Annotated in this window: 20 protein-coding genes and 2 tRNA genes; 7 read left to right on the plus strand and 15 right to left on the minus strand. The window is 64.6% G+C overall.

Going from position 1 to position 25,089, the window contains the following annotated elements:
- The first annotated feature begins 22 nt into the window (after positions 1-22).
- From HUK72_RS11100 to HUK72_RS11120, 5 genes are all read left to right on the plus strand, one after another.
- Positions 23-901 (plus strand): LOG family protein, encoded by an 879-nt coding sequence (locus HUK72_RS11100; protein WP_176596822.1) that lies wholly within the window; start codon positions 23-25, stop codon positions 899-901.
- Positions 902-1,110: 209 nt separating this feature from the next.
- Positions 1,111-1,782, plus strand: coding sequence for a pyrimidine 5'-nucleotidase (locus HUK72_RS11105; RefSeq protein ID WP_176596823.1), 672 nt, complete (start codon positions 1,111-1,113; stop codon positions 1,780-1,782).
- Entirely contained in the window at positions 1,779-2,630 is an 852-nt protein-coding gene (dapD, locus tag HUK72_RS11110; RefSeq protein ID WP_176596824.1) for a 2,3,4,5-tetrahydropyridine-2,6-dicarboxylate N-succinyltransferase, read from the plus strand. The genes HUK72_RS11105 and dapD overlap by 4 nt, the downstream gene beginning before the upstream one ends.
- A 192-nt stretch (positions 2,631-2,822) precedes the next feature.
- On the plus strand, positions 2,823-4,694 hold the full coding sequence (locus HUK72_RS11115) for an ABC transporter ATP-binding protein/permease (RefSeq protein WP_176596825.1): 1,872 nt from the start codon (positions 2,823-2,825) through the stop codon (positions 4,692-4,694).
- Positions 4,695-5,086: 392 nt separating this feature from the next.
- Positions 5,087-6,070 carry a TerC family protein gene (locus HUK72_RS11120; protein WP_176596826.1) on the plus strand — a complete coding sequence of 328 codons (984 nt, stop codon included), beginning with the start codon at positions 5,087-5,089 and terminating at the stop codon, positions 6,068-6,070.
- 85 nt (positions 6,071-6,155) lie between these two features.
- On the opposite strand, the gene HUK72_RS11125 is transcribed toward HUK72_RS11120, so the two are convergent.
- Together HUK72_RS11125 and HUK72_RS11130 are read right to left on the minus strand one after the other, a co-directional pair.
- Positions 6,156-6,554 carry a thioesterase family protein gene (locus HUK72_RS11125; RefSeq protein ID WP_176596827.1) on the minus strand — a complete coding sequence of 133 codons (399 nt, stop codon included), beginning with the start codon at positions 6,552-6,554 and terminating at the stop codon, positions 6,156-6,158.
- 65 nt (positions 6,555-6,619) lie between these two features.
- Entirely contained in the window at positions 6,620-8,692 is a 2,073-nt protein-coding gene (locus tag HUK72_RS11130) for a S9 family peptidase (protein ID WP_176596828.1), read from the minus strand.
- A 93-nt stretch (positions 8,693-8,785) separates the two neighbouring features.
- On the opposite strand from HUK72_RS11130, the gene HUK72_RS11135 reads away from it, so the two are divergent.
- Both HUK72_RS11135 and HUK72_RS11140 read left to right on the plus strand, forming a co-directional pair.
- Positions 8,786-10,567, plus strand: a complete 1,782-nt coding sequence (locus tag HUK72_RS11135) for an aminopeptidase P family protein (protein WP_176596829.1) — start codon at positions 8,786-8,788, stop codon at positions 10,565-10,567.
- Between the two features lie 307 nt (positions 10,568-10,874).
- A tRNA-Thr gene (locus HUK72_RS11140) sits at positions 10,875-10,949 on the plus strand.
- 209 nt (positions 10,950-11,158) lie between these two features.
- Here HUK72_RS11140 and HUK72_RS11145 read toward each other — a convergent pair.
- The 13 genes from HUK72_RS11145 to HUK72_RS11205 all read right to left on the minus strand — a co-directional run bounded on the left by HUK72_RS11145 (position 11,159) and on the right by HUK72_RS11205 (position 24,853).
- Positions 11,159-11,234: transfer RNA gene (locus tag HUK72_RS11145), tRNA-Phe, on the minus strand.
- A 51-nt stretch (positions 11,235-11,285) separates the two neighbouring features.
- Complete coding sequence (locus HUK72_RS11150; protein ID WP_176596830.1) at positions 11,286-11,480, minus strand: DNA gyrase inhibitor YacG; 195 nt, start codon at positions 11,478-11,480, stop codon at positions 11,286-11,288.
- Entirely contained in the window at positions 11,470-12,459 is a 990-nt protein-coding gene (locus HUK72_RS11155; protein WP_176596831.1) for a ribonuclease, read from the minus strand. The genes HUK72_RS11150 and HUK72_RS11155 overlap by 11 nt, the downstream gene beginning before the upstream one ends.
- A 64-nt stretch (positions 12,460-12,523) precedes the next feature.
- Positions 12,524-13,096 (minus strand): nucleoside triphosphate pyrophosphatase, encoded by a 573-nt coding sequence (locus HUK72_RS11160; protein ID WP_176596832.1) that lies wholly within the window; start codon positions 13,094-13,096, stop codon positions 12,524-12,526.
- Between the two features lie 12 nt (positions 13,097-13,108).
- Positions 13,109-13,327, minus strand: coding sequence for a translation initiation factor IF-1 (gene infA / locus HUK72_RS11165; protein WP_003049127.1), 219 nt, complete (start codon positions 13,325-13,327; stop codon positions 13,109-13,111).
- Between the two features lie 59 nt (positions 13,328-13,386).
- Positions 13,387-14,676 carry an adenosylmethionine--8-amino-7-oxononanoate transaminase gene (locus HUK72_RS11170; RefSeq protein ID WP_176596833.1) on the minus strand — a complete coding sequence of 430 codons (1,290 nt, stop codon included), beginning with the start codon at positions 14,674-14,676 and terminating at the stop codon, positions 13,387-13,389.
- A gap of 281 nt (positions 14,677-14,957) precedes the next feature.
- Entirely contained in the window at positions 14,958-15,389 is a 432-nt protein-coding gene (locus HUK72_RS11175) for a DUF4168 domain-containing protein (RefSeq protein ID WP_176596834.1), read from the minus strand.
- A gap of 218 nt (positions 15,390-15,607) precedes the next feature.
- Positions 15,608-17,668 carry a M13 family metallopeptidase gene (locus HUK72_RS11180; RefSeq protein ID WP_176596835.1) on the minus strand — a complete coding sequence of 687 codons (2,061 nt, stop codon included), beginning with the start codon at positions 17,666-17,668 and terminating at the stop codon, positions 15,608-15,610.
- Between the two features lie 236 nt (positions 17,669-17,904).
- Positions 17,905-18,519: a dethiobiotin synthase gene (gene bioD / locus HUK72_RS11185; RefSeq protein ID WP_176596836.1), complete on the minus strand. Its 615-nt coding sequence runs from the start codon at positions 18,517-18,519 to the stop codon at positions 17,905-17,907.
- Positions 18,516-19,640, minus strand: a complete 1,125-nt coding sequence (locus HUK72_RS11190; RefSeq protein WP_176596837.1) for an 8-amino-7-oxononanoate synthase — start codon at positions 19,638-19,640, stop codon at positions 18,516-18,518. Before HUK72_RS11190 ends, bioD begins: the two co-directional genes overlap by 4 nt.
- A 256-nt stretch (positions 19,641-19,896) precedes the next feature.
- Entirely contained in the window at positions 19,897-20,577 is a 681-nt protein-coding gene (locus tag HUK72_RS11195; RefSeq protein ID WP_100237835.1) for a DUF2490 domain-containing protein, read from the minus strand.
- 123 nt (positions 20,578-20,700) lie between these two features.
- Entirely contained in the window at positions 20,701-22,623 is a 1,923-nt protein-coding gene (locus HUK72_RS11200) for a S9 family peptidase (RefSeq protein ID WP_176597826.1), read from the minus strand.
- A 106-nt stretch (positions 22,624-22,729) separates the two neighbouring features.
- Positions 22,730-24,853: a sodium-translocating pyrophosphatase gene (locus HUK72_RS11205; protein ID WP_176596838.1), complete on the minus strand. Its 2,124-nt coding sequence runs from the start codon at positions 24,851-24,853 to the stop codon at positions 22,730-22,732.
- Between the last annotated feature and the right edge of the window lie 236 nt (positions 24,854-25,089).

Here is a 25,089-nt window from a genome sequence, read left to right on the forward strand (position 1 = left end):
GCGGCATCTTACCTTTCCGGCAATGACCAGAAAAGAAATCGAAGAACGCAAATTCCGCCCCGCCCGACAGGAAGCAGCCGACGCCCGGCTGAGGACGGAAACCCCGCAGACCAACAGCACCGCCTATCGCCTGGCCTTTCAGGACACCGAATTCCTGTTGCGGGAGGATTTGCGGCCGGTACGGTTCCAGTTGGAACTGCTGAAACCCCAATTGCTGATGGACGAGGCGAAGATCGAATCGACCTTCGTCTTCTACGGATCGGCCCGCATTCCCGAGCCGGAACAGGCGCAGGCGCGGATCGACGCCGCGACGACGCCGGAGCAGCGGCGGATCGCGGAAAATCTGGGCAAGAAGGCGCGCTATTATGACGAGGCGCGCAAGCTGGCGCGGATCGCGGCGCAATATCCGGTGAATGCCGCCGGATGCCGCCATTTCGTCGTCTGTTCGGGCGGCGGCCCCGCGATCATGGAGGCGGCTAATCGCGGCGCGGCGGATGTCGGCCAGACCACCATCGGCATGAACATCGTCCTGCCGCACGAACAATCGCCCAACCGCTTCGTCACGCCGGAGCTGAGCTTCCAGTTCCACTATTTCGCGCTGCGCAAGATGCACTTCCTTCTGCGGGCGCGGGCGCTGGCGGTGTTTCCGGGCGGCTTCGGCACGTTCGACGAGATGTTCGAGCTGCTTACGCTGATCCAGACCGGCAAGATGAAGCCGATCCCCGTACTGCTGTTCGGGCGAGAGTTCTGGACGCGGGTGGTGGATTTCGAGGCGCTGGCCGACGAAGGGGTGATCTCGCCGTCGGACCTCAACCTGCTGACCTGGGTGGAGACGGCGGAAGAGGCGTGGGAAGCGGTGCAGACCTTTTATGAGGATTCGGAAACGCCGGACTGCGGTTGATCTATGCTCGCCCCATCGGGGAGAGGATGCGGAGACTTGGCAGCTTGCTGCCTAGTCGGAGCTGGAGAGGGGGGCGAGGGTCGCGCCAAGCCCCTCCCCCTCTTCCAACTCCGCCTAGGCCCTTGCGGGCCAAGGCTGCGTATCCTTCTCCCTCAGGGGAGAAGGCTTAGTAGCTTGCCCTTGGGGGCGCACGGGACTAGGGCCCGGCCATGCGCGCCGATCTCGCCCATGTCGACACCTGGATCTTTGATCTGGACAACACGCTCTACCCGGCGAAGGCGGACCTGTTTGCCCTGATCGACGTGAAGATGGGCGAGTTCATCCAGGGTCTGCTCGGCTGCGATCCGGTCGTCGCCAGGGAAACGCAGAAGCGCTATTTCCTGGAGCATGGCACCACCCTCTCCGGCCTGATGCACCATCATGGGATCGAGCCGCAGGCTTTCCTCGACTATGTTCACGACATTTCGATGGATCGGCTGGAGGTGGATGAGGCGCTCAACGCGCATATCGCCGCGCTGCCGGGGCGGCGGCTGATCTTCACCAATGGCGACGGGGCCTATGCGACGCGGGTGCTCGACAAGCTGGGCCTGACCGGCGCGTTCGAGCTGATCCACGACATCCACGCCTGCCAATATGTGCCCAAGCCCGATCCGTCCGGCTATGCGGAACTGTGCCGCGTCCACCATGTCGATGCCAGCCGCGCCGCCTTTTTCGAGGATATGGCGCGCAACCTGCGCCCCGCCAAGGCGATCGGCATGACCACCATCTGGGTCAATAACGGGTCCGAGGCGGGCAATCACGAGCATCATCCCGATTTCATCGACTTCGAAACCGACCATCTGACGCCGTTTCTGGCGGATATTTTTGGGGAACAGCCATGAGCAACGAACTGATCGCGACCATCGACGCCGCCTGGGAGGACCGGGCCAATGTGAACCTGTCGACGCAGGGGCCGGTGCGCCAAGCGGTCGACAAGGCGCTGTCGATGCTGGACAGCGGCGAATTGCGCGTGGCCGAACCGACCGGCGCCGAGGGTTCGGGGGGCTGGCAGGTCAATCAATGGGCGAAGAAGGCGGTGCTGCTGTCCTTCCGCCTCAACGACAATGCGATGATCGACAATGGTCCGGGCGCGGGCCACTGGTGGGACAAGGTGCCGAGCAAGTTCGCGGGTTGGGATGAAGCCGCCTTCCGCGCCGCCGGTTTCCGCGCGGTGCCGGGGTCGTTCGCTCGCGCAGGTTCGCATATCGCCAAGAATGTGATCCTGATGCCGAGCTTCGTGAACATCGGCGCCTTCGTCGATGAGGGCACGATGGTCGATACCTGGGTGACGGTGGGAAGCTGCGCGCAGATCGGCAAGAATGTCCATCTGTCGGGCGGCGTCGGCATTGGCGGCGTGCTGGAACCGCTCCAGGCCGATCCGGTGATCATCGAGGATGACTGCTTCATCGGCGCGCGGTCGGAAGTCGTGGAGGGCGTGCGCATCGGCAAGGGATCGGTGCTGTCGATGGGCGTGTTCATCGGCATGTCGACCAAGATCGTCGATCGCACCACCGGTGAAGTGTTCATCGGTGAAGTGCCGCCTTATTCGGTGGTGGTGCCCGGCAACCTGCCCGGCAAGCCGCTGCCCGACGGCACGCCGGGGCCGAGCCTCTATTGCGCGGTGATCGTGAAGCGCGTCGACGCGCAGACGCGGTCGAAGACCGGGATCAACGAGCTGCTGCGGGATTAACTCGCTCCCAAATCACTCCCCTCGCTCCAGGGAGTGTTGGCCAGAGTCACGCGCCTCTGGCCAAGTGGAGGGGCGAGCATAGCGAGCGCTGTGCAGCCCGAGAGGTTGAACGCGGCCGCCCCCTCCCCTTCCCCCTCCCGCAAGCGGGAGGGGCTTATTGTGAGGCGAGGGCTTCCCCACTACATAGCTCCCATGCCGCCATCCACGCCCGACAATAGCCCGCTTCCGCCCATCTGGGCGACGATGCGGCGTTTCTTTCCCTATCTCTGGCCCGCCGACGCCCCGGCGCTGCGGCGGCGCGTCGCCATCGCCATGGCTCTTGTGCTGGTGGCGAAGGTCGTCAGCCTCGCCATGCCCTTCGCCTATAAGGGCGCCATTGACCGCATGGCGCCGGGCATGGAAACCGGCGCGGGCCTCGCCATCGCTTTGGTCGTCGCCTATGCGGGCGCGCGCTTCGGCAGCGTGCTGTTCGACAATCTGCGCAACGCCATTTTCGAACGCGTCGGCCAGGAAGCCGGGCGGCGGCTGGCCGACGATGTGTTCGTGCACCTGCACCGGCTGTCGCTGCGCTTCCATCTCGACCGGCGCACCGGCGCCGTCACCAAGATCGTGGAGCGCGGCACCAAGAGCATCGATACGATGCTCTACTTCCTGCTGTTCAACATCGCGCCGACGGTGCTGGAACTGGCGGCGGTCTGCGTCATTTTCTTCGTGAAGTTCGGCGCTGGTCTGGTCGCGGCGACGCTGGCGATGGTGGCGCTCTATATCTGGTTCACCCGGACCATCACCGAATGGCGCAACCAGCTCCGCCGCGACATGGTGGACATGGACACCAATGCGGTCGCCCATGCCGTTGACAGCCTGCTCAATTTCGAGACGGTCAAATATTTCGGCGCCGAGCAACGCGAAGCCAATCGCTATGGCAAGGCGATGCGACGCTATGCCGATGCGGCGGTGAAGTCGGAAAATTCGCTGGCCTGGCTCAATATCGGCCAGTCGCTGATCACCAATCTGATGATGGCGGGGGCGATGGGCTATACCGTCTGGGGGTGGAGCCACGGGCAATTCTCGACCGGCGACGTGGTGCTGGTGAACACGCTGCTGAGCCAGCTTTTCCGGCCGCTCGACCTGCTGGGCATGGTGTATCGCACCATCCGGCAGGGGCTGATCGACATGGAGGCGATGTACAAGCTGATCGACACGCAGGCGGAGATCAGCGACGCGCCCGGCGCGCCGATGCTGCATGTCGAGGCGGGCGAAGTGCGCTTCGACCATGTGCATTTCGGCTATGATCCGGAGCGGGAGATATTGCATGGCGTCAGCTTCACGGTTCCGGCGGGCAGGACGCTGGCGATCGTGGGGCCTTCGGGCGCGGGCAAGTCGACCATCGCGCGGCTGCTGTTCCGCTTTTACGACATTCAGGGCGGGCGGATCAGCATCGACGGGCAGGATATTGCCGGGGTGACGCAGCAATCCCTGCGCGCCGCCATCGGCATCGTGCCGCAGGACATGGTGCTGTTCAACGATACGGTCGGCTATAATATCGGCTATGGCCGCGAGGGCGCGACCCAGGACGAGATCGAGGCGGCGGCCAGGGCGGCGTCGATCCATGATTTCATCATGGGGCTGCCGCAAGGCTACAGCACGCGGGTCGGGGAGCGGGGATTGAAGCTCTCCGGCGGCGAGAAGCAGCGGGTGGCGATTGCGCGGACGTTGCTGAAAGACCCGCCGGTGCTGGTGCTGGACGAGGCGACCAGCGCGCTCGACAGCCGGACCGAGACGGAAATCCAGGACGTGCTGCGCAGCATCGCGCGCAAGCGGACGACGCTGATCGTCGCGCATCGGCTGTCCACCGTGGTCGATGCCGATGAGATCATCGTCATGGAGAACGGCCGCGTGGTCGAGCGCGGGCGGCATGGCGATCTGGTGCGGGCGGACGGGCTTTATGCGGCGATGTGGGCGCGGCAGGCGACCGAGCGGGACGATATGCCGGGCGAATCGGGGATCGAGCCGAAGATCGAGGATGTGTTCGAGGTGGTGGAAGCGCCCCGGGGAAGAGCGTGACGGCTGAGTTGGGTGGATGGCGGACAGTCCGCTTTCCTTGAAGTACACCGTCCTTGAGCGCGCCGTGCTCCTGCGAAGGCAGGAGCCCAGTCCTGCCCTTATTGGATCATCGCACCGTCTGAACTGGGTTCCTGCCTTCGCAGGAACACGATGCGCTTAACGTCCGCTATTGGCCAAAACCCGCCGGAACACCCCAGCCCGGTTGATTTTTGCCGCCTCATCCCCTATCCTCCCCCTCGCGGACCGGGCCCCTCTGGCGCGCTTTTCCCAGCGCGTGATGTCGGACCGCATCGGATCATCCGATGCGACTGACGGCTTGGCTCATACCCTCCCCATCCATCGCAGCGGATTCTCCGATCGACCTTTGTCGTTGAACGAGAGGAGCATATCCCATGGAATTTCTCGTCACGGACTGGCTGGGGACGCCCGCCTGGTTCTGGCTCGCCTTTTTCGCCATCGTCGTCGCGCTGACCGCCTTCGACCTCGGTTTCCTGCACAAAGAGAATAAGGAAATCGGCATCAGGGAAAGCCTGAAGCTTTCCGTCTTCTACATCAGCATCGCCTGCGCTTTCGGCGGCTGGGTCTGGTTCGTGCGCGGGCCGGAGCCGGGGATGCAATATTTCACCGGCTTCTTCATCGAGAAGGCGCTGTCGATCGACAACGTCTTCGTCATCAGCCTGATCTTCTCCTATTTCGCGATTCCGGCGAAATATCAGTATCGCGCGCTGCTCTGGGGCATCATCGGTGTGATCGTGCTGCGCGGGCTGATGATCGCGGGCGGGGCGATGCTGCTGCATCAGGCCTATTGGGTGTTGTACCTGTTTGCCGCCTTCCTGATCTTCACCGGCATCAGGATGATGTTCGCGGGCGACGAGCCGATGGACGTGGGCAGGAATCCGCTGATCCGCTTCATTTCGAAGCATATGCGCGTGACGCCGGAACTGCATAGCGAGCATTTCCTGGCGCGCATGGCCGATCCGAAGACGGGCAAGGTCGTCGTCGCCGCGACGCCGCTGCTGCTGGCGCTGGTGGTGATCAACTTTGCCGACCTGATATTCGCGGTGGACAGCGTGCCCGCGATCTTCGCGATCACGACGGACACATTCATCGTCTACACGTCGAACGTGATGGCGATATTGGGCCTGCGGGCGCTCTATTTCGCGCTGGCGGCGATGGTGCATCGCTTCCACTATCTGAAATATGCGCTGGCCGCGATCCTGGTGTTCATCGGGGCAAAGATCTTCGTGGCGGACTTCCTGCTGGATGAAGGGAAGTTCCCTCCGGCGCTGAGCCTGGGCGTGACCTTTGCGCTGATCGGCGCGGGGGTGGGCTGGTCGCTGTGGAAGACGCGGGCGGAGGAAAAGCGGATGGCCTAAGCGACATCTCGGCCTTGCGTCCGGACCTTATGCCGGGAGATGGATCCCCGCCTGCGCGGGGATAACGGACATGGGTTGGGGGCGGTCAGGAGGTTAGGAAACGGGCCGCGACTTCGGAGGGAACCCGGAGGATGCGGCCCGTTTCCTTGTCGATGATCGCCCAGGTGGACTTGGCCGCGACCTTCACCTTGCCGTCCGGGCCGGTGAATTCCATGTGCCGGTCGAAACGGGCGCCGCGCGGGCCTTCGGGAATCCAGGTGCGGGCGGTGACGGTTTCGCCTTCCCGGACATTGCCGCGATAGTCGATCTCATGCCGGGTCACGACCCAGACATAGGCGTCGAGATGCTCCGGCGCGGCGTCGCGGGTCCAATGTTCGGTGGCGACCTGCTCCATCCACTGGACCCAGATGGCGTTGTTCACATGGCCGAGTATGTCGATATGCTCGGGACCGGCGGTGAATTGGGTGGTGTAGGTGGAGGGCATTGTTGTTGGCTTCCTTTTCGCTCGCCCCTCCCCCGCCCCCTCCCGCAAGCGGGAGGGGAGCTATTTTATTGAGCGATGTTTAGCTGCCAGAGGATGAAGGCGAATTCCTCCGTCGTTTCATGGAGGCTCTCGAAGCGGCCGGATTTGCCGCCATGACCCGCGCCCATATTGGTCTTGAGCAGCAGGATATTGCCGTCCGTCTTAGTGGCGCGCAGTTTCGCCACCCATTTGGCGGGTTCCCAATAGGTCACGCGGGGGTCGTTGAGGCCCGCCGTCACCATCAGCGGCGGATAGGCCTGGGCGCTGACATTGCTGTAGGGGTCGTAGGATCGGATCGTTTCGAACGCCGTCTTGTCCTCGATCGGATTGCCCCATTCGGGCCATTCGCCCGGCGTCAGCGGCAGCGTCTCATCCAGCATGGTGTTGAGCACGTCCACGAAGGGCACATGCGCGACCACCGCGCCCCAAAGATCGGGGTCGCTGTTGATGACCGCGCCCATCAGCTCACCGCCCGCCGATCCGCCGGAGATGCTGATCCTGCCCTTTGACGTGTAACCGCGCTCGATCAGCCCCTTCGCCACGTCCACAAAGTCGGTGAACGTATTGGTGCGCTTGTCGAGCTTGCCGTCGAGATACCATTGCTGGCCCAGATCGTCGCCGCCGCGAATATGGGCGAGGGCGAAGGCGAAACCGCGATCCAGCAGCGATAAGCGGCTGGTGGAGAAACCCGGCTCCATCGCAATGCCATAAGCGCCATAGCCGTAAAGATGCAGCGGCGCGCTGCCGTCGCGGGGAAAGTCCTTGGGATAGACGATCGAGACCGGAATCGGCGTACCGTCGCGGGCCGGGATCATCAGCCGCTCGGTGGCATAGCGGGTCGCGTCATAGCCGGACGGGATTTCCTGCACCTTCAGCACTTCCAGCTCGCCCGTGGCGAGATGATAATCGTAGATGGTGTCGGGCGTGACCATCGATTCATAGCCGATGCGCAGCTTCGTCACGTCATATTCGGGATTGTCGTCGAGCGACGCCGAATAGCTGGCTTCCGGGAAGGGGATATGTTTGGGGCTGTGGGTGGCGTAGTCGCGCAGCGCAATCTGGTCGAGGCCGTCCAGCCGCCCTTCGGTGACGTAGAAGGTCTTGAACAGCGTGAAATCGGTCAGGTAGAAATGCGGGTCTGAGGCGATCACCTCTTCCCACTGGTCCGGCGTTTCCAGCGATGCCTTCACCAGCCGGAAATTGGGGTGGGTATCGTTGGTGCGGATGTAGAGCGTGCCCTCATGCTCATCCACCTCATATTCGCGGCCGGGCTGGCGCGGGGCGACAAGCAGCGGCGGTGCGGCGGGATTGTCGGCGGGAAGCAGCCAGACCTCGCTGGTCACATGGTCGCCGGTCGCGATCACGATCCACTTTTCCGAGGAGGTGAGGCCGACCGAGACGCGGAAGCCCTCATCATCCTCATGGAACAGTTCGGTGTCGCTTTCCACAGGCTGGCCTAGCCAGTGGAGGCGGGCATTGTCGGTGCGCCATTGCTCATTGGCGATGCCGTAGAGCAGCCCCTTGCTGTCGCTCGTCCACACCAGCGAGGACAGGGTGTCGGGGATCACTTCCGGCAGGATTTCGCCGGTGAACAAGTCCTTGATCCGCGCCTCGAACCGTTCGGAGCCATCATTGTCGATGGCATAAGCGAGATAGCGGCCGTCCGGGCTAACCGACAGGGCGCCCAGGCGGAAATAATCATGCCCCTCCGCCAGCGCGGGTTCGTCCAGGATCAACTGGTCCTCGCCGCCGTCGTCTTTGGCCGCGACGGGCTTGCGATACCATTTGCGATATTGGGCGCCGATCTCGAACGCGCGCCAGTAGATATAGTCGCCGTCCTTCTGCGGGACCGAGCTGTCATCTTCCTTGATGCGGCCCTTCATCTCCTCGAACAGCCGGTCGGTCAGCGCCTTGTGCGGCTGCATCGCGGCTTCGAAGAAGGCGTTCTCCTCCTCCAGATAGGACAGCACGTCCTTGTCCTTCACCTCCGGATAGCCGGGGTCGCGCAGCCAGGCATAGGGATCCTCCACCGTGATGCCGTGACGGGTGAAGCTGTGCGGGCGGCGGTCGGCTGTGGGGACTTGGGAGGAAGCGGTCATTCAATGTCCTGATCTGGCGAAACGGTGCTGGTCTGCTTATGTTGGCGGCCATAGGCCCTGCGCAAGAGGGGCGACAAGTCCAAGGGAAATTTGATGTCTACGCATGAAGATCGCCTCAAGGCCCTCCGCGCCCAACTGGTGCGCTTGCATCTGGATGGCTTTGTCGTGCCGCTGACCGATGAGCATATGAGCGAATATGTCGGCGCCTATGCGCAACGGCTGGCCTGGCTGACGGGATTTCAGGGCTCGGCGGGCAGCGCGGCGGTGCTGCCGGAGGAAGCGGCGATCTTCGTCGATGGCCGCTATACGCTCCAAGTGCGCGAGCAGGTGGACGGGGCGCACTGGCAATATGAGAGCGTGCCGCAGACGTCCGTCGCGGCGTGGCTGGGCGAGCATGCGCCGGCTGGCGGGCGGATCGGTTACGATCCCTGGCTGCATACCCGTGCCTGGGTGAAGGCGGCGAGCGAGGCGCTGGCCGAGCGCGGCGCGGAGCTGGTGGCGGTCGACATCAATCCCGTCGACGCCGTGTGGCCGGACCGCCCTGCCCCCAGCGACGCCAAGCTGGTGGTGCATGAGGAGCGCTATGCCGGTCAGTCGGCGGCGGAAAAGCGGGCGGCGATGGCGGACTGGCTGGTATCGAAACATGCCGATGCGGTGGTGCTGTCGGCGCTCGATTCGCTGGCCTGGACCTTCAACATCCGGGGCAAGGATGTGGAGCGGACGCCGGTCGCGCTCGCCTATGCCATCGTCCATGCCGATGCGACGGCCGACCTGTACGTCGCGCCGGAGAAGATCGACGAGGCGGTGGTGAAGCATCTGGGCAATGCGGTGCGGGTGCATGATCGCAGCCAGTTCGCCCATGCGCTGACGGAATTGGCGGGCAAGACCGTGGCGGCCGATCCTGAACGGGCGGTGGCGGCGATCTTCGAGGCGCTGGAGGCGGGCGGCGCGACCGTGCTGCCGCTGCGCGATCCGGCGGTGCTGCCCAAGGCGGTGAAGAACCCGGTCGAGATCGCCGGGCACAAGGCGGCGCAGGCGCGCGACGGCGCGGCTCTGTCGAAGTTCCTGCACTGGATCGCGACCGAGGCGCCCAAGGGTGGCGTCGACGAACTGGGCGCGGCGGCGAAGCTGGAGGCTTTCCGCAAGGAGACCGGGTTGCTGGAGGATCTGTCCTTCGACACCATCTCCGGCGCTGGGCCGAACGGCGCGGTGGTGCATTACCGGGTCGAGGAAAAGACGAACCGGCCGATCGAGACGGGCAGCCTCTATCTGGTCGATTCCGGCGGCCAATATCGCGACGGCACCACCGACGTGACCCGCACCATCGCCATCGGCACGCCGACCGAAGAAATGAAGCGCCGCTTTACCCTGGTGCTGAAGGGCCATATCGCGCTCGGCCGGGCACAGTTCCCGAAGGGCACGCGGGGCGGGCAGCTCGACGTGCTGGCGCGACAGTTCCTCTGGGCCGAAGGGCTGGATTATGCCCATGGCACCGGCCATGGCGTCGGCAGCTTCCTGTCGGTGCATGAGGGGCCTCAGCGGATCGCGACCTTCGGCGGCGGCGACGAGGCGCTTCAGGCGGGGATGATCCTTTCCAACGAGCCGGGTTATTACAAGACCGGCGAATATGGCATCCGCATCGAGAATCTGGTCCTGGTCGAACGCCGCGACGTGCCGGGCGCCGAGCGGGAGATGCTGGGGTTCGAGACGCTGACCTTCGCGCCGATCGACCGCCATGCGATTGCGGCGGACTTGCTGACCGGCGAGGAACGGGCGTGGCTGAACGCCTATCACGCCAAGGTGGTGGAGATTGTCGGGCCGCAACTGGAGGGCGATGCGCTCGATTGGCTGAAGACGGCCTGCGCACCCTTGTAAGCGGTTCGGCTTGTCACGCTCCCGCCCTGGCGGGAGGGAGCGCGGCGACCTGAGGCGGCTATTCCTTGACGTCTCCGGCGTTTCGGGGGCTGTCCCCATCGCGCGATTCCCGCGATTGCGCCTTGCGGCGACGCAGATTGTCCCGCAACGCCTGCGCCAAGCGCTCTTTTCGTTCGTCCTGACCGTTTGCCATGGCCTGCCCTTAATCAAATTGCATCTTCTGCCGCAAGCCGCCTTGACATGGACCGATGAGGCGGCCATAGGCCCGGCTCCGCTGGCGCGACACGCCGGATGGACCGAAAATAGTGCTGCCGTAGCTCAGTGGTAGAGCGCATCCTTGGTAAGGCTGAGGTCGTGAGTTCAATCCTCACCGGCAGCACCATTTTTCTTCCGCCGCGATTGGTGACTTGGCTTTCGACATGCCGCCACTCTCCTTCCGCGCTCTATCGACTACATACCGGGACGAGAGACGGCGAAATCGCTTGTTCGCGTTTTTCGTTGGAAATCTTGGCTTTTCGATCAAGCCCCGACAGTGCAGGGGCAGAAGACCGTGTTTGCGACGGTTTTCAATGCTTCCAGGATTCTAGAAAATGGTGCCCGGGGACGGAGTCGAACCGCCGACACTGCGATTTTCAGTCGCATGCTCTACCAACTGAGCTACCCGGGCACGGGCGACGGTGAGGACCACCTGTCGTTTGGTGAGGCGTGCCTATAGGCATCAGTCCGGGGTGCTGTCTACCCCATCATCGTCACTTTTTTTCATCTCGTCCGAAGCGGGTGTTCCGGGGACGCGATAGCCCTCGCCCAGCCATTGCAACAGGTCGCGGTCGCGGCAGGCCTTTCCGCAGAAAGGGCGGGTTTCGGGATGCGCGGGCTGGCCGCAGACCGGGCAGGAGGAAGCTTTAGGCGACATGGCCCGCCGATATGGCAAGGGTCGCGTCCGCCTTCAAGCCGATCGCGCCGCCGCGGCGTTTGGCGAGTTGTTCGATCCAATCATGCGCTTTGTGCAAGCGGTCGATGATCGCGGGGGCTGCCGTGATTGTCGCCGGGCCGCCATTGCCGTGGCGTTCGGCGCGGCGCAGCAGCGCCAGGGCCGCCGTCTCGACCGGGTCGGCGCGGAGCAGTTCCATGAGGTTCATGCGCTCGCGGCGGCGGATGATCTGGACGAAACCGAAGCCGTTGACCGCCGTGCGCTCGAAGGGGAGCGGCAGATATTTGTCGATCTGGGCCGACGCGACGGCGCGTTCGTCCTTGTTGTTCATCGTCGGCAGGTCGATGCCGATCGAGCCGGTGAGGCCCATGCGGCGGATCGCCTGCGCCGCCAGTTTCGCGCCCTTGGGGCCGAGCTTGGCGGGCGGGAGCGAGCCGTCGACGTCGATCAGAATCATCGCCGGGGTGGGGAAAATGCGCAGCGCCGCTTCCTCCGTGCCGATGTCGCCTGAGGTCGCCTCTTCCATCAATTCGCTCCAGCCATGGGCTTCGAAGCGGTCCTCTTCATGCGCGGGGCAGGGGACGATGGGCAGGCCGGTGGCGCGCAGGCGCTGGAGCAGGCTGGGGGCGGGATGCGCCTTGGAACCGGGCTGGGCGATGCGGGCCTTGGCGAGCTTGGCGCGGCCTTCCTCCGGGATGGCTTCGCGCAGGATTTCGAGGAGGACGGTGGCGCCCTCCGCGATCTTCGGCGGGATGGGTTCGACCAGCACTTCCTCGCCGGAGATGAGGCGGGCGATGCCGCGCTTCTTCGGGATGACGGTGCGGACGAGCTTGCCTTGCATCACCGATCCGGCGCGGGCGGCTTCGCCTTCCCGCTCGATCTGCGCTTCGACCAGGCGGCCCTTTTCGATCAGCGCGGCGCGGGCTTCGCCAATGCCTTCTTCATAGAGCCATTCGGCCATGGAATATTCCTGTTGGTCGTGATTGCCGAGCCGGGAAATGTACCATTTCCCTCGAAATCACTCGTCAGTCCAGTGGATAGCCCGCTGCCTTCAGCAGCGCGCGGGTTTCGTAGAGGGGCAGGCCCATGATCGCGCTGTGGCTGCCCTGGATGGCGCGGATGAGGCCGGCGGCGCGGCCCTGTATCGCGTAGCCGCCTGCCTTGCCGTGCCATTCCTCCGACGCGAGATAGGCGTCGATTTCGCCGCGGTCGAGCCGTTTGAAGATCACGATATTGGTCGAGAGGCGGTGGCGCGCCCTACCCTCCCCGTCGATCAGGGTGATTGCGCTCAGGACGCGGTGGCGGCGGCCGGAGAGGAGCTTAAGGCACTCGCGCGCTTCGGCTTCCGTTTCCGTCTTGGGCAGGATGCGGCGGCCTGCGGCGACCACCGTATCGCCGGAGAGGACCAGCGCGCCGGGATGGCGCTGCGCCACCAGCGCCCCCTTTTCGGCGGCGACGCGGGCGGCGTAGGCGGCGGGGAGTTCGCCCTTCCGGGGCGTTTCGTCGAGGTCAGCCGGGTCCACCGCGTCCGGAGACGCGCCGATCTGACCCAGAAGTTCACACCGTCTAGGGGAAGCAGAAGCGAGGATGAGCCGCATGCGTGAGGCGGCTTATTTGAAGCGGTAGGTGATCCGACCCTTGGTAAGGTCGTAAGGGGTGAGTTCGACCAGCACTTCGTCGCCCACCAGCACGCGGATGCGGTTCTTGCGCATCTTGCCGGCAGTGTGGCCGAGGATCTCGTGATCATTTTCAAGCCGCACGCGGAACATGGCGTTGGGGAGAAGCTCCACAACCTGTCCGCGCATTTCAAGCAGTTCTTCTTTTGCCATAATATCCTGGGAAACCGAAAAATCGCGCCGCCATAGCGCCAAAATGCTGAAAAAGAAAGTCAGGCTGAAACGCCGAATGCATCACCGGCTTTTTGGAGCACCGCGAAGACGTGATCGAGCTGATCTGCATCAAGGCAATAAGGCGGCATCAGATAGATGGTGTTGCCGAGCGGCCGCAGCAAGAGGCCCTTTTCCTGGGCAAAGGCGCGCAAGCGCGGGGCGAGGTCGGAAAGATAGCCGGCATCGGGCGTGATCAGGTCTATCGCCGCTATCACGCCCAACTGGCGCGGGTTGGCGAAGGCGGGATGCTGGGCGAGCTTTGCGAGTCGCTGCGCCATGCCGTCGCTGAGAGCGGCGATGCGGCCCAGCACATCCTCCTCGCGCCAGATGGCGAGATTGGCGGCGGCGGCAGCGCAGGCGATGGCGTTCGCGGTGTAGCTGCTCGAATGGTAGAAGAGGCGGGCGCGATCGGTGGATTTATGCGCCTCGAAGATGCGCTGCGTCGCGAGGGTCGCGGCGAGCGGGATCGCGCCGCCGGTGATGCCCTTCGCCACGGCCATGATGTCCGGCACCACGCCCGCCTGTTCGCAGGCGAAAAGCGTGCCGGTGCGGCCCCAGCCGGTCATCACCTCGTCCGCGATAAATAGGACGTCGTGGCGGGCGCAGATCGCCGCCATCTCGCGCAGGACGGAAGCGGGGTAGATCAGCATCCCCCCTGCCCCCAGGATCAGCGGCTCGACGATGAAGGCGGCGGGCTTTTGCGCGCAGGCCGCCTCCAGCGCGTCGAGCGTGGCCTGTTCCTGGCCCGCATGCGGGAAGGGAATCGTGTCCACGTCGAACAGCAAGGGCGACCAGGCGGCGTTGTAGACGCCGCGCTCGCCCACCGACATGGTGCCGATGGTGTCGCCATGATAGCTGTGCTGGAGGACGAGGATGCGATGGCGTGGTTCGGAGAGGCCGTCGAGCGCCAGATTATGCCAATAGCCGAGCGCCATTTTGAGCGCCACCTCGACCGCCGTGGAGCCGCTGTCGGAGAAGAAGACATGGGCGAGCGGGTCGCGATCCGCCGCGCGGGGGGCAAGGTCGACCAACCCTTGCGCCACCTCTTCCGCCGGGCCGTGGGTGTAGCCGGCGAAGATGAGCTGATCGAGCTTGCTTGCCTGTGCGGCGATAGCGGCAGCGATCCGGGGGTGGCAATGACCGTGGGTCGTGACCCACCAACTGGCGATGCAGTCTATGAGCGTGCCGCCATCGGCCAGATGCAGCAAAGCCCCCTCCGCCCGCTCGACGTGGGGAATCGGCTCGTTCAGGCCGTGCTGGAAAAAAGGGTGCCAGACAGGGGAGGTCATGGCCGCTGCCTAGAGCGATTTCCCGTCAGATGGAATATTGGCGACCTGGAAATCGCGGAAACCGGTCGGGACGTGGGTTTTGGCTTGGGGATGCAAATTGGATGAAGGTGGACATGCTGAGCCGAAACATACTCCGTGCTCCTGCGCAGGCAGGAGCCCAGATCCACCGTCTGAACTGGGCTCCTGCCTGCGCAGGAGCACGGAGCGCTTAATGGCTAGGAATGGCCATATTCAGCCATCCCCAAGCGCACTAGCCCGATGACCTCTCTACAATGCCGCCCTTATTGCGCGGGCGGGGTCGCCGGAGCGGCAGGCGCAGCGCCCGCGTCGGGAGCCGCGGGGGCTGCCGAAGAGGTCGGAGCGGCAGCCTGGATCTTCTGCTGGAGCGCCGGATCAGCGGCGGCGGCCTGACCGATCTGGTTGAACTTTTCCGGCGGAATGCCCGACGCCTGGAGCGCCGCCAGCATCTTGGGCTGCTTGTCGGCGGCGGCGATCGAGCTGTCCTGCTGAATCTTCGTCACCTCGACGGCGGCGGCGGCGAACTGCTTGATGTCAGCATCCGAGAAATTGCTGGCGCCAGCAGCCGGAGCGGCAGGCGCAGCCTGGGCCGGCGCGGCGGGGGCGGCAGCGCCCTGGGCCAGTGCCGGAGCGGCGGCGGCCAGCGCGATGGATGCGATACCGGCCTTCAGAAAGATGGTGTTCAGACCCGACAAATTGCTTCTCCTCAACTTTACGCGTGGTTTGAACGCCAAGCTGTGGAAGAGGTTGTCCGGTTGAAAGAGCGATCCGACAAAATGTTGCATTTAAGAGACGGTCAACCAAGAAAATGCAGTTGATCCCATGACTCAAACGGTTCGCCGTTGCGGAAACTCATTGCCTTTTCGAAATGAAGAAGGGGCCGGATTCGCATCGATCCGGCCCCTTTCGATTCTTACCAGATCTTGACCCGATCCTGCGGCGGGAGCGCGATCTTGCCGCCGGCCTCGGGCTTGAAGGCCGCATACCATTGATCGAAATTGCGCACCGTGTCGGTGCGATATTGCGACGGCGAATGCGGATCGGTGACGAGCCGCTGGCGCAGATTGGGTTCGCGATAATTGCGCCGCCATACCTGCGCCCAGCCCAGGAAAAAGCGCTGGTCGCCGGTCGTGCCGTCGATCACCGGCGCGGGCTTGCCGCCTAGGGATGCGTGATAGGCGTCCAGCGCCACCGCGACTCCGGCCAGATCCCCGATATTCTCGCCCAGGGTGAAGGCGCCCTTCACATGCGCGCCGGGGAAGGGTTCATAGGCGTCATATTGCTTGACCAGCTTGTCGGTCAGCGCCTTGAAATTGGCGACGTCCTGATCGCTCCACCATTGGTTGAGCTTGCCGGTCTCGTCATATTTCGCGCCCTGATCGTCGAAATGATGGCTGAGTTCATGCCCGATCACCGCGCCGATGCCGCCATAATTGACCGCCGGATCGGCATGGGGATCGAAGAAGGGCGGTTGCAGGATCGCGGCGGGGAAGACGATCTCTACCATGCCGAAATTGGCGTAGGCGTTGATCTCCATCGGGGTCATGCCCCATTCCCAGCGATAAATGGGCTTGCCGAGCTTGCCCATCTGATAGTCGAACTCATACTGGTTCGACCGCAGCGCATTGCCGAACAGGTCGGCGCGCTGCATCGTCAGGCCGCTATAGTCGCGCCATTTGTCGGGATAGCCGATCTTGGGCGTGAAGGCGGCCAGCTTCTTGTGGGCGCGGGCCTTGGCGGCGTCGCTCATCCAGGTGAGGCCGTCGATGCGGCGGCCCATGGCGGCGATCACATTCTTGACGAGCTGGTCCATCGCCGCCTTGGTTTCGGGCGGGAAATATTGGGCGACATAGGCTTTGCCCACTTCCTCGCCCATGGAGGATTTGAGGAAGTCCACGGCGCGTTTCCAGCGGGCCTCGCGCTCCGGCGTGCCGGACAGGGTGGTGCCGTAGAAGGCGAAATTCTCATTGGCGATGCTGTCGGGCAGGTCGTCGGCAAAGCCATGCAGCGTGCGCAGCAACAGCGCGTCCTTGAGGACGCCGACCGGGGCCTTGGCGATCAGCGCGGCTTCTCCGGCGACGGCGCTGGGCTGCGACACCAGCAGGTCCTTGGGGCTGAGCTTGTTGGCGGCGAAATAGGATGCGAAGTCGAAGCCCGGCGCGGCCTTCTGCAATTCCGCCAGGGTCATCTTGTTATAGGCCTTGTCGGCGTCGCGGCTGTCGACCTGGGTCCAGTGGACCTTGGCGACTTCCGTCTCGAAGGCCATGAGCGCGGCGGCGCGGGCCTTGGCGTCGGCTTCACCGGCCAGCGTCAGCATCTTTTCCAGATGCGCGACATAGGCGGTGCGGATCGCCGTCATCTTGGCATCGGGTTCCAGGTAGAAATCGCGGTCGGGCAGGCCGAGGCCCGACTGGTGCAGGACGAGGATGTAGGTTTCCGGGTCTTTGTCGTCCTGATTGACGTAGAAGCCGAAGGGGCCGTCGATGCCGGCGCGGGCGGCTTCGGCGGTGAGCTTGGCGTAGGATGCCTTGTCCTTCACCGCCTTGATCTTCGCGAGCCAGGGTTTGGCGGGGGCGAGGCCCTTTTTCTCCACCGTGGCGGCGTCGAGATAGCTGGCATAGGCATTGCCGATCTTGCTGTTCGGGTCGACCTGCGCGGCGTCGAGAATGGCCTTGGTCCGCTCCCGCGACAGGTCGTCCAGCGTGTTGAAGGCGCCATAATTGGACTTGTCGGCGGGGATCGGCGTGTTCTTCGCCCATGTGCCATTGGCGTAATCGTAGAAATCGTCGCCGGGTTTGACCGACTTGTCCATGCCGGCGCTGTCGAAGCCGTAGCTGCCGTAGGTGGGTTTCGCCGCCGGATCGGACTTTGCCGGATCGGCCGGTGTCTGATCAGTCTGTGCCTGATCTGCTTGGGCGACGGACGCGCCGGCAGCCAGCGCAACTGCCGCCGCGCCGAGGAGGAGATATTTCATCGAAGCATTTCCCTTGCTTTCTGGTCAGGGCGCTGGGGACGCCCATGATGGCCGGGAGTTGAGCGTCCGGAGAGCGGGATGTCCATGTCGTTTGTCGAAAAATGTGGGATGCTTGCGGCTTTGGTCTGGGGCACAATGTACTCCTGCGAAGGCAGGAGCCCAGTTCAGGCGGCAGGGCTGGGCTGAACGCGAGCCGCTTGTCTCGCTTCAGTGCCTTCGCAGGAGCACGATGCGGTTTAGGGCAGGCGAATCGATGCCTTGAAAGCGGCCTTCAGCGCTCCCGCATCCAACGGATCGAGAAACGGCAACCGCCCCAGGCTCCGCACTTTCCCCATCAGCGGAATGATCCGCTCATTCTCCGCATGCGGCTCACCGATGAAGGCGATCCCTGCGATTTCGATCCCCCGCGCCCGCAGCGCCTCTATGCTGAGCAGGCTGTGGTTGATCGTGCCCAGCCCCGTCCGCGCGCAGAGGATGACCGGCGCGCGCCAATGCGCGAACAGGTCGATCATCAGCAGCCTCTCGCTGACCGGCACCATCAGCCCGCCCGCGCCCTCGACCACCAGCGGGCCGTCGACCTTCGGCAAGGCGAGCCGGTCGAGCCCGATCTCCACCCCGTCGATCCGCGCCGCCAGATGGGGCGAGGCGGGCGTGGTCAGGCGATAGGCTTCGGGCAGGATATGCGACGCGGGAAGGCCCGAGAGCGTGGCCACCCGCTCCTTGTCGCCTTCGGGGTCGATGCCCGCCTGGACCGGCTTCCAATAATATGCCCCCAGCGCCCCGGCCAGGCCCGCCGCGAACACGGTCTTGCCGATGTCGGTGTCCGTGCCGGTGACGACGAAGACGCTCATGCCACCACCCGGCGCAATGCTTCGCCCAGCGCGGCGATGTCGGCCCGGCCGACATTCAGGGTCAGCGAGATGCGCAGGCGGCTGGTGCCCGGCGGCACGGTCGGCGGGCGGATGCCGCGCACGTCGAACCCCGCCTCCTGCAAGGCGGCGGCGGCGGCCATGGCGCGGCGGTCCTCGCCCAGGATCACGGGGATGATCTGGCTGCGCGGCGCGGGCAGGCCGAGCGGGGCGCAGATCGCTTCGGCGGCATCGACCTGCAGGGTCTTCAAGCGGGCGCGCAGGTCACTGGCCTGCTCGATCCGGTCGAGCGCGGCGGATGCCGCGACCGCCATCAACGGCGAGGGCGCGGTGGAGAAGATGAAGGCCCTTGCCCGGTTGACGAGATAGTCGATCAGCAGGCGCGGCCCGCAGATCAGCGCGCCTTCCACCCCCATCGCCTTGCCGCAGGTGTGCAGCGTCACGACATTGTGCAGCCCGTCGAGACCCGCCGACAGGCCGCGCCCGGACGGTCCGAAAACGCCCGTGCCATGCGCTTCGTCCAGGATCAGCATCGCTTCGTGCCGCGCCGCCAATGTCGCAAGCTCGCTGAGCGGCGCCATGTCGCCGTCCATCGAATAGAGCGTCTCGACGGCGATCCACACTCGCCCTTTGCCGCCCTCCTGCCGCCAGGCGGCGATCAGGTCGGCAAAGCTTTGCACATCATTGTGGCGGGCGAAGACGGCCGCCGCCTTCGACATGCGGATGCCGTCATGGACGCTGGCGTGGATCAGCTCGTCCGCGACGATCAGATCGCCCCGTTGCGGCAAGGTGGAAAACAGCGCGAGATTGGCGGCGAAGCCGTTCGCCAGGAACAGCGCGCCTTGCGTCTTGAAGAAATCGGCGGCCTTGACCTCCAGCCCCTCATGTTCGGGCGCATTGCCGCGCAGCAGCCGCGATCCGCCCGATCCGACCGGCACGCCCCGCGCCACTGCGTCGGCCACCGCCTGCGCGATGATCGGGTCGGAGGCGAGGCCGAGATAGTCGTTGGAAGCGAAGTCCCGTCCAGCCCGCGGGATCAGGTAACGCAGGCGGCCGCGCTTCTCAAGCGCCGCCAGTTGCGAGCGGAAGGGTTCGCTGGTCATGGCGCGGCCTATAGGCCCGCTGGGGCGGCGCGGGCAAGCCCGACCGCTGGGGCGGCGTCCGGATCGGGTTCGGGCGGAGGGGGTGGGAAAGGGGTTGGCTGCCCCCCCGCTTTCCCCGGAGTACACCGTGCTCCTGCGCAGGCAGGAGCCCAGTCCCGCCCTTAGTGGATCACCGCACCGTCTGAACTGGGCTCCTGCCTGCGCAGGAGCACGGTGCGCTTAACGGCAGCAACTGGCCACATCCCGATGCGGCCGGTCAGAAGGAAAAGCTCAGCGAGAAGGAAGCGACATTGTCGTTGGGATCATCGGCATGCGGACGGAAGCCGTGCTGGTGGAGATAGCCGATCTCCGCGTTCACATTCTTCGCGATCGGGGTGGTGATGGCGATCAGGTTGCGCATCCGCTCCTCGCCCTCGACCCGCTGGAAATTGGTGGTGTTGAGATCGATGAAGCTCTCATGGCTCAGCAGCAGCGCGGTCTTGCCGCCTTCCCGGAACGGCAGCACATATTTGACATAGGGACGCAGCCGCCAGGCGGTGCCGTCCACGCCCTCGCGCCAGCGTTCCTCCAGCCGCAGGCGGGCGCTGAGCTGGCCGGGGCCGATCTTGACGATATTGTCGAACGTCACCTGCTGGCGGCCGCGATGCTCCATCACCGCGAAGTCGCCGCCATTATAATTGGGGTCATGGGTGTAGCCGGCCCAGACCGTGACCTTCTTGCTGACCTTGTAGCCGATCAGCGAATTCATCTCGACCTCGTACAGCCCGTCGCGATCGTCGCTGAACCGGGCGACGACCTCTTGCGAAAAGCGCCAATGATCGCTCAGCTTCACCGTCGCGCTGGCGGTGGTCCAGAGCTGTTCGTCCTCGCTGGCATGCGCCACGGCCGGAGCGGCCAGCAGGGCGAGCGCGGGCAGCAGCTTGCAGGTCAGTCGCATGATCAATTCTCCCCTCCGCCGTAGTGGCGAACGGGGGGCCATTATGACCGTTACGTTACAATCTTGTGACTGGATCATTTCTAATTTGTGACATTGATGACCCATGCGGAACCGCCTGCCCGGTCAGGCCGGATTATGCTCCTTCAGAAAAGCGTCCATGCGCTGGAGAAAATCCAGCCGGTCCGCCTGGCGGGAAAAGAAATGATCGGCCAGCGGCTGTTCGACATAGATATAGTCGCGCCCGGCGACCTTGCCCGCGGCCTTCAGCTTTTCCGCCATCTCGCGCGACTGGTTCACCTGCACACGCCGGTCCTTCCGGCCGTGCATCAGCAGAATGGGCGTGGAAAATTGCGCGGCGAAGTTGACGGGAGAGACGGAGGCGAAATCTGGCGCCTGCTCCTTCATCCAGTCCTTGCGCGTGCCGTGATTCAGGAAGCGGCTGTCGTAGCGCATCATGGCCGAAAGGTCCGACACCCCGGCATAGGAGATGGCGCAGCGATAACGGCCGCCGTCGCGCTGGGCGCCGCGCATCGCCGCATAGCCGCCATAGGAAGCGCCGACGATGCAGACCCGCTTCGCATCGGCCATCCCCTCCTTCACCGCCCAGTCGACCGCGTCGTTGAGGTCATCCTGCATCGCAAGGCCCCATTGCCCCTCGCCCTTCGCCGCAAAGGCGATACCATAGCCGGAGGAACCGCGATAATTGGGTTGCAGCACTGCATAGCCGCGATAGGCCAGGAACTGCACCCACCAGTCCCATTCCTCGCTGTCGCGGGCGAAGGGGCCGCCATGCGGCATCAGGATCAGCGGCAGATTCTTCGGCTCCCTGTCCGCGGGCAGGGTCAGCACGGCGGCGATCTCCAGCCCGTCGCGCGCCTTGTAGCGGATCGTCCTGACCGGCGAGAGATGGACGCCGGGGCCGAAATTCTGGCTGATCTTCGACAGGATGCTCATCGCGCCGGCCGACGTGTCGTAATAATAATAGGTGCCCGGCTGGTCGGCGCTGCCGACATGCACGATCATGCGCTGATGATCGCGGCTGGTGGACACGATCCGGGCGCGGCGGTGCGCGCCCACCGCCTTGTCGATGTCAGCCTGGATCTTCGCCAGCCCCTCGTCGAACCAGTGCACCCCCGGCCCGTCGGCGGTAAAGCGCACGCCAGCCAGACCGGTGCCGGCGGTATCGCGCTCAATCCCGTCGATGTCGAAGCCGGGCGCGGCGAAGACCTTCTTGCCCAGTTCCAGCCGGGTCAGGTCATATTCGTACAGGGCGTCGGTGCCCTCATGATCGTCGCTGGCGATCGCCCTGCCCGGATCGGCGGTGAACAGCATCGGCACGACCATGGATTCGTCGCGGCGGCGATTGGCCCGGTCGATCGTGCGGAAGCTGGACCGGCCGTCGGCGCGGTAGAGCAGCTTCGACGTGCGCGTCGAGTCGTCATAGCCCACGCCCATGCGCACCGCCCCGGTCGCATCGGCATACCAGGACATGACATTCTGGTGCGAGGTCACGACCGGGCGCATCTTGCCGGTGGCGACGTCCACCTCGTCCACCTGCGGCCAGAAGCCAAGCTCATTGCCATAGATGGACGACTGATAGGCAAGCAGGATGCGCGGCGTGCCGTCGCGGGCGACCCAGATGACGTCGTCGCCATTCTGCGCCGCCACATTCCTGGCCAGCAGGTTGATCTTCGTCCCGTCGCGCTTGATGCTGGCGACGCGGCTGATCGACCAGGGCATGCCCTGGACGTTGGTTTCACTGCCTATGCCCGCGATCAGCCAGTCGTCATTGACCCAGCGCCACCAGTTGAGGTCGTTTTCCCCCAGTTGCAGGGTGCGGATGCGGTTGGGCTCATCGGCAATGGCGGCGATCATCAGCAGCAGCTCGCCATTGCGCGACACCCTGGCGGCCAGGCGCATGCCGTCCGGGGAAAGCTCCGGCCGCTCCATCATCGGCAGTTCGGCAAAGGCCTCGATCGGCCATTGCTTGCGCGGCGCGGGCGCGGTCTCGGCGCTGGCGGACACGCAAAGCTGCGCGAGCAGCATGCCCGCGACGACAGAAAACCCCCTCAATCTTTCCCCCATAACATAATGGCCCCGCCTCTTTATAAGGCGGGGCCATTTTCCTGTCTTTCCCTTTTTTAACGGGGCGTTACGCGCCGTGCGCCAAGGCGGCCAGCAGCAGCAGGGCGACGATGTTGGTGATCTTGATCATCGGATTGACCGCAGGGCCAGCCGTGTCCTTATAGGGATCGCCCACCGTGTCGCCCGTCACTGCGGCCTTATGGGCTTCGCTGCCCTTGCCGCCATGATTGCCGTCCTCGATATATTTTTTGGCATTGTCCCAGGCGCCGCCGCCCGAGGTCATGGAGAGCGCCACGAACAGGCCGGAGACGATCACGCCCAGCAGCAACGCGCCCAAAGCCGCAAAGCCGTTGGGCGTCCCCGCCACCGCCGAAATCGCGAAATAGACGAAGATCGGGGCCAGCACCGGCAGCAGGCTGGGGATGATCATCTCCTTGATCGCGGCGCGGGTGACGAGGTCCACCGTGCGGGCATAGTCGGGCCGCGACGTGCCCTCCATAATGCCCTTGTTGGTGGCGAACTGGTCGCGCACGTCCTTCACCACGTCACCGGCTGCTCGACCCACGGCGGTCATGCCCATCGCGCCGAACAGATAGGGCAGCAGCGCGCCCAGCAGCAGGCCGACGATGACATAGGGGTTGGAGAGGCTGAAATCGACCGGCTCGGTCAGGCCGAGAGCCGAATTGTAGAATTTCAGATCCTCCGTATAGGCGCCGAACAGCACCAGCGCGGCCAGGCCCGCCGATCCGATGGCATAGCCCTTGGTCACGGCCTTGGTGGTGTTGCCCACGGCGTCGAGCGCGTCGGTCTTCACCCGAACGCTGTCATCCATGTGCGACATTTCCGCGATGCCGCCCGCATTGTCGGTGACGGGACCATAGGCGTCCAGCGCCACCACCATGCCCGCCAGCGCCAGCATGGCGGTCGCGGCGAAGGCGATGCCGATCAGGCCCGCCAGTTGATAGGCGACGATGATGCCGACCACGATCACCAGCGTCGGCAGTGCGGTCGCTTCCAGGCTGACGGCCAGCCCCTGGATGACGTTGGTGCCATGGCCGGTCTCCGAAGCGCGGGCGATGCTGCGCACCGGGCGATAGTTGGTGCCGGTATAATATTCGGTGATCCAGACGATCAGGCCCGTGACTGCGAGACCGACCATCATCGACCAGAACAGCGCCATGCCGGTATAGCCGCCCGACCCGTCCAGATCGGTGCCGAAGCGGGCATTGAGATCGCCCAGCGTATATTGGGTGACTGCGTAGAGCGCCGGGATTGACAGGATCGCCGTCGTCCAGAAACCCTTGTAGAGCGCGCCCATGATCGACTGGCTCGCGCCCAGCCGCACCATATAGGTGCCGATGATCGAGGTGATGATGCACACGCCGCCGACGATCAGCGGCAGCGACATGAGCTGCATCAGGAAAGCGTTGTCGACGCCCTTCACCAGCAATGCCGTCAGCACCATGGTCGCGCCGACCGTCACCACATAGGTTTCGAACAGGTCGGCGGCCATGCCCGCGCAGTCACCGACATTGTCGCCCACATTGTCCGCGATCACGGCGGGGTTGCGTGGATCGTCCTCCGGGATGCCCGCCTCGACCTTGCCGACCAGGTCCGCGCCGACGTCCGCCGCCTTGGTGAAGATGCCGCCGCCCAGACGCGCGAAGATGGAGATGAGGCTGGCGCCGAAGGCCAGCGCGACGAGGGAGTCGATCACCAGCCGGTCATCGGGCGCATGGCCTGCGGGGCCGGTCAGATACCAGAAGAAGACGGAAATCGCGAGCAGGGCCAGCCCCGCCACCAGCATGCCGGTGATGGCGCCCGCACGGAAAGCGACCGTCAGGCCGCTTTGCAGCGTGTCGCGAGCGGCTTCGGCGGTGCGGACATTGGCGCGCACCGAGATGTTCATGCCGATGAAGCCCGCCGCGCCCGACAGGATCGCGCCGATCAAAAATCCTATCGCGGACGTCCCGCCAAGGAAGAAGAAGACCAGCGCCGCGACGACGACGCCGACCATGCCGATCGTCATATATTGACGGCTGAGATAGGCCTTCGCGCCTTCCTGAATGGCGCCCGCAATCTGTTGCATGGTTTCATTGCCGGCGGAGGCCGCCAGCACCTGTCGACTGGTGAACAGGCCGTAGAGCACGGCCAGCAGGCCGCACCCTATGGCAATCGAGACAATCTGCATGAATGTTCCTCTCCCCCTGTTATGCCTGTCATCGGCCGCTCCGCAGGGAATGACGGGCGAGCGAAGGGCGTAAGGGCGGGCGGCCGGAACATGCGCTTCCGGCATCGGGCACCGCGTCAATCAGCAACAGGCTCACGCACATCATGCGGTCCTACCGGGCTGAGAAAGGTCGGGGGTGAAGCTACAGGGCGGACGGCCCGCGTCAACCCGTTACGAAATTAAGGCAAATCGACGCG

The organism is Sphingobium sp. 15-1 (assembly GCF_013375535.1).
Classification (GTDB): Bacteria; Pseudomonadota; Alphaproteobacteria; order Sphingomonadales; family Sphingomonadaceae; genus Sphingobium; species Sphingobium aromaticivastans.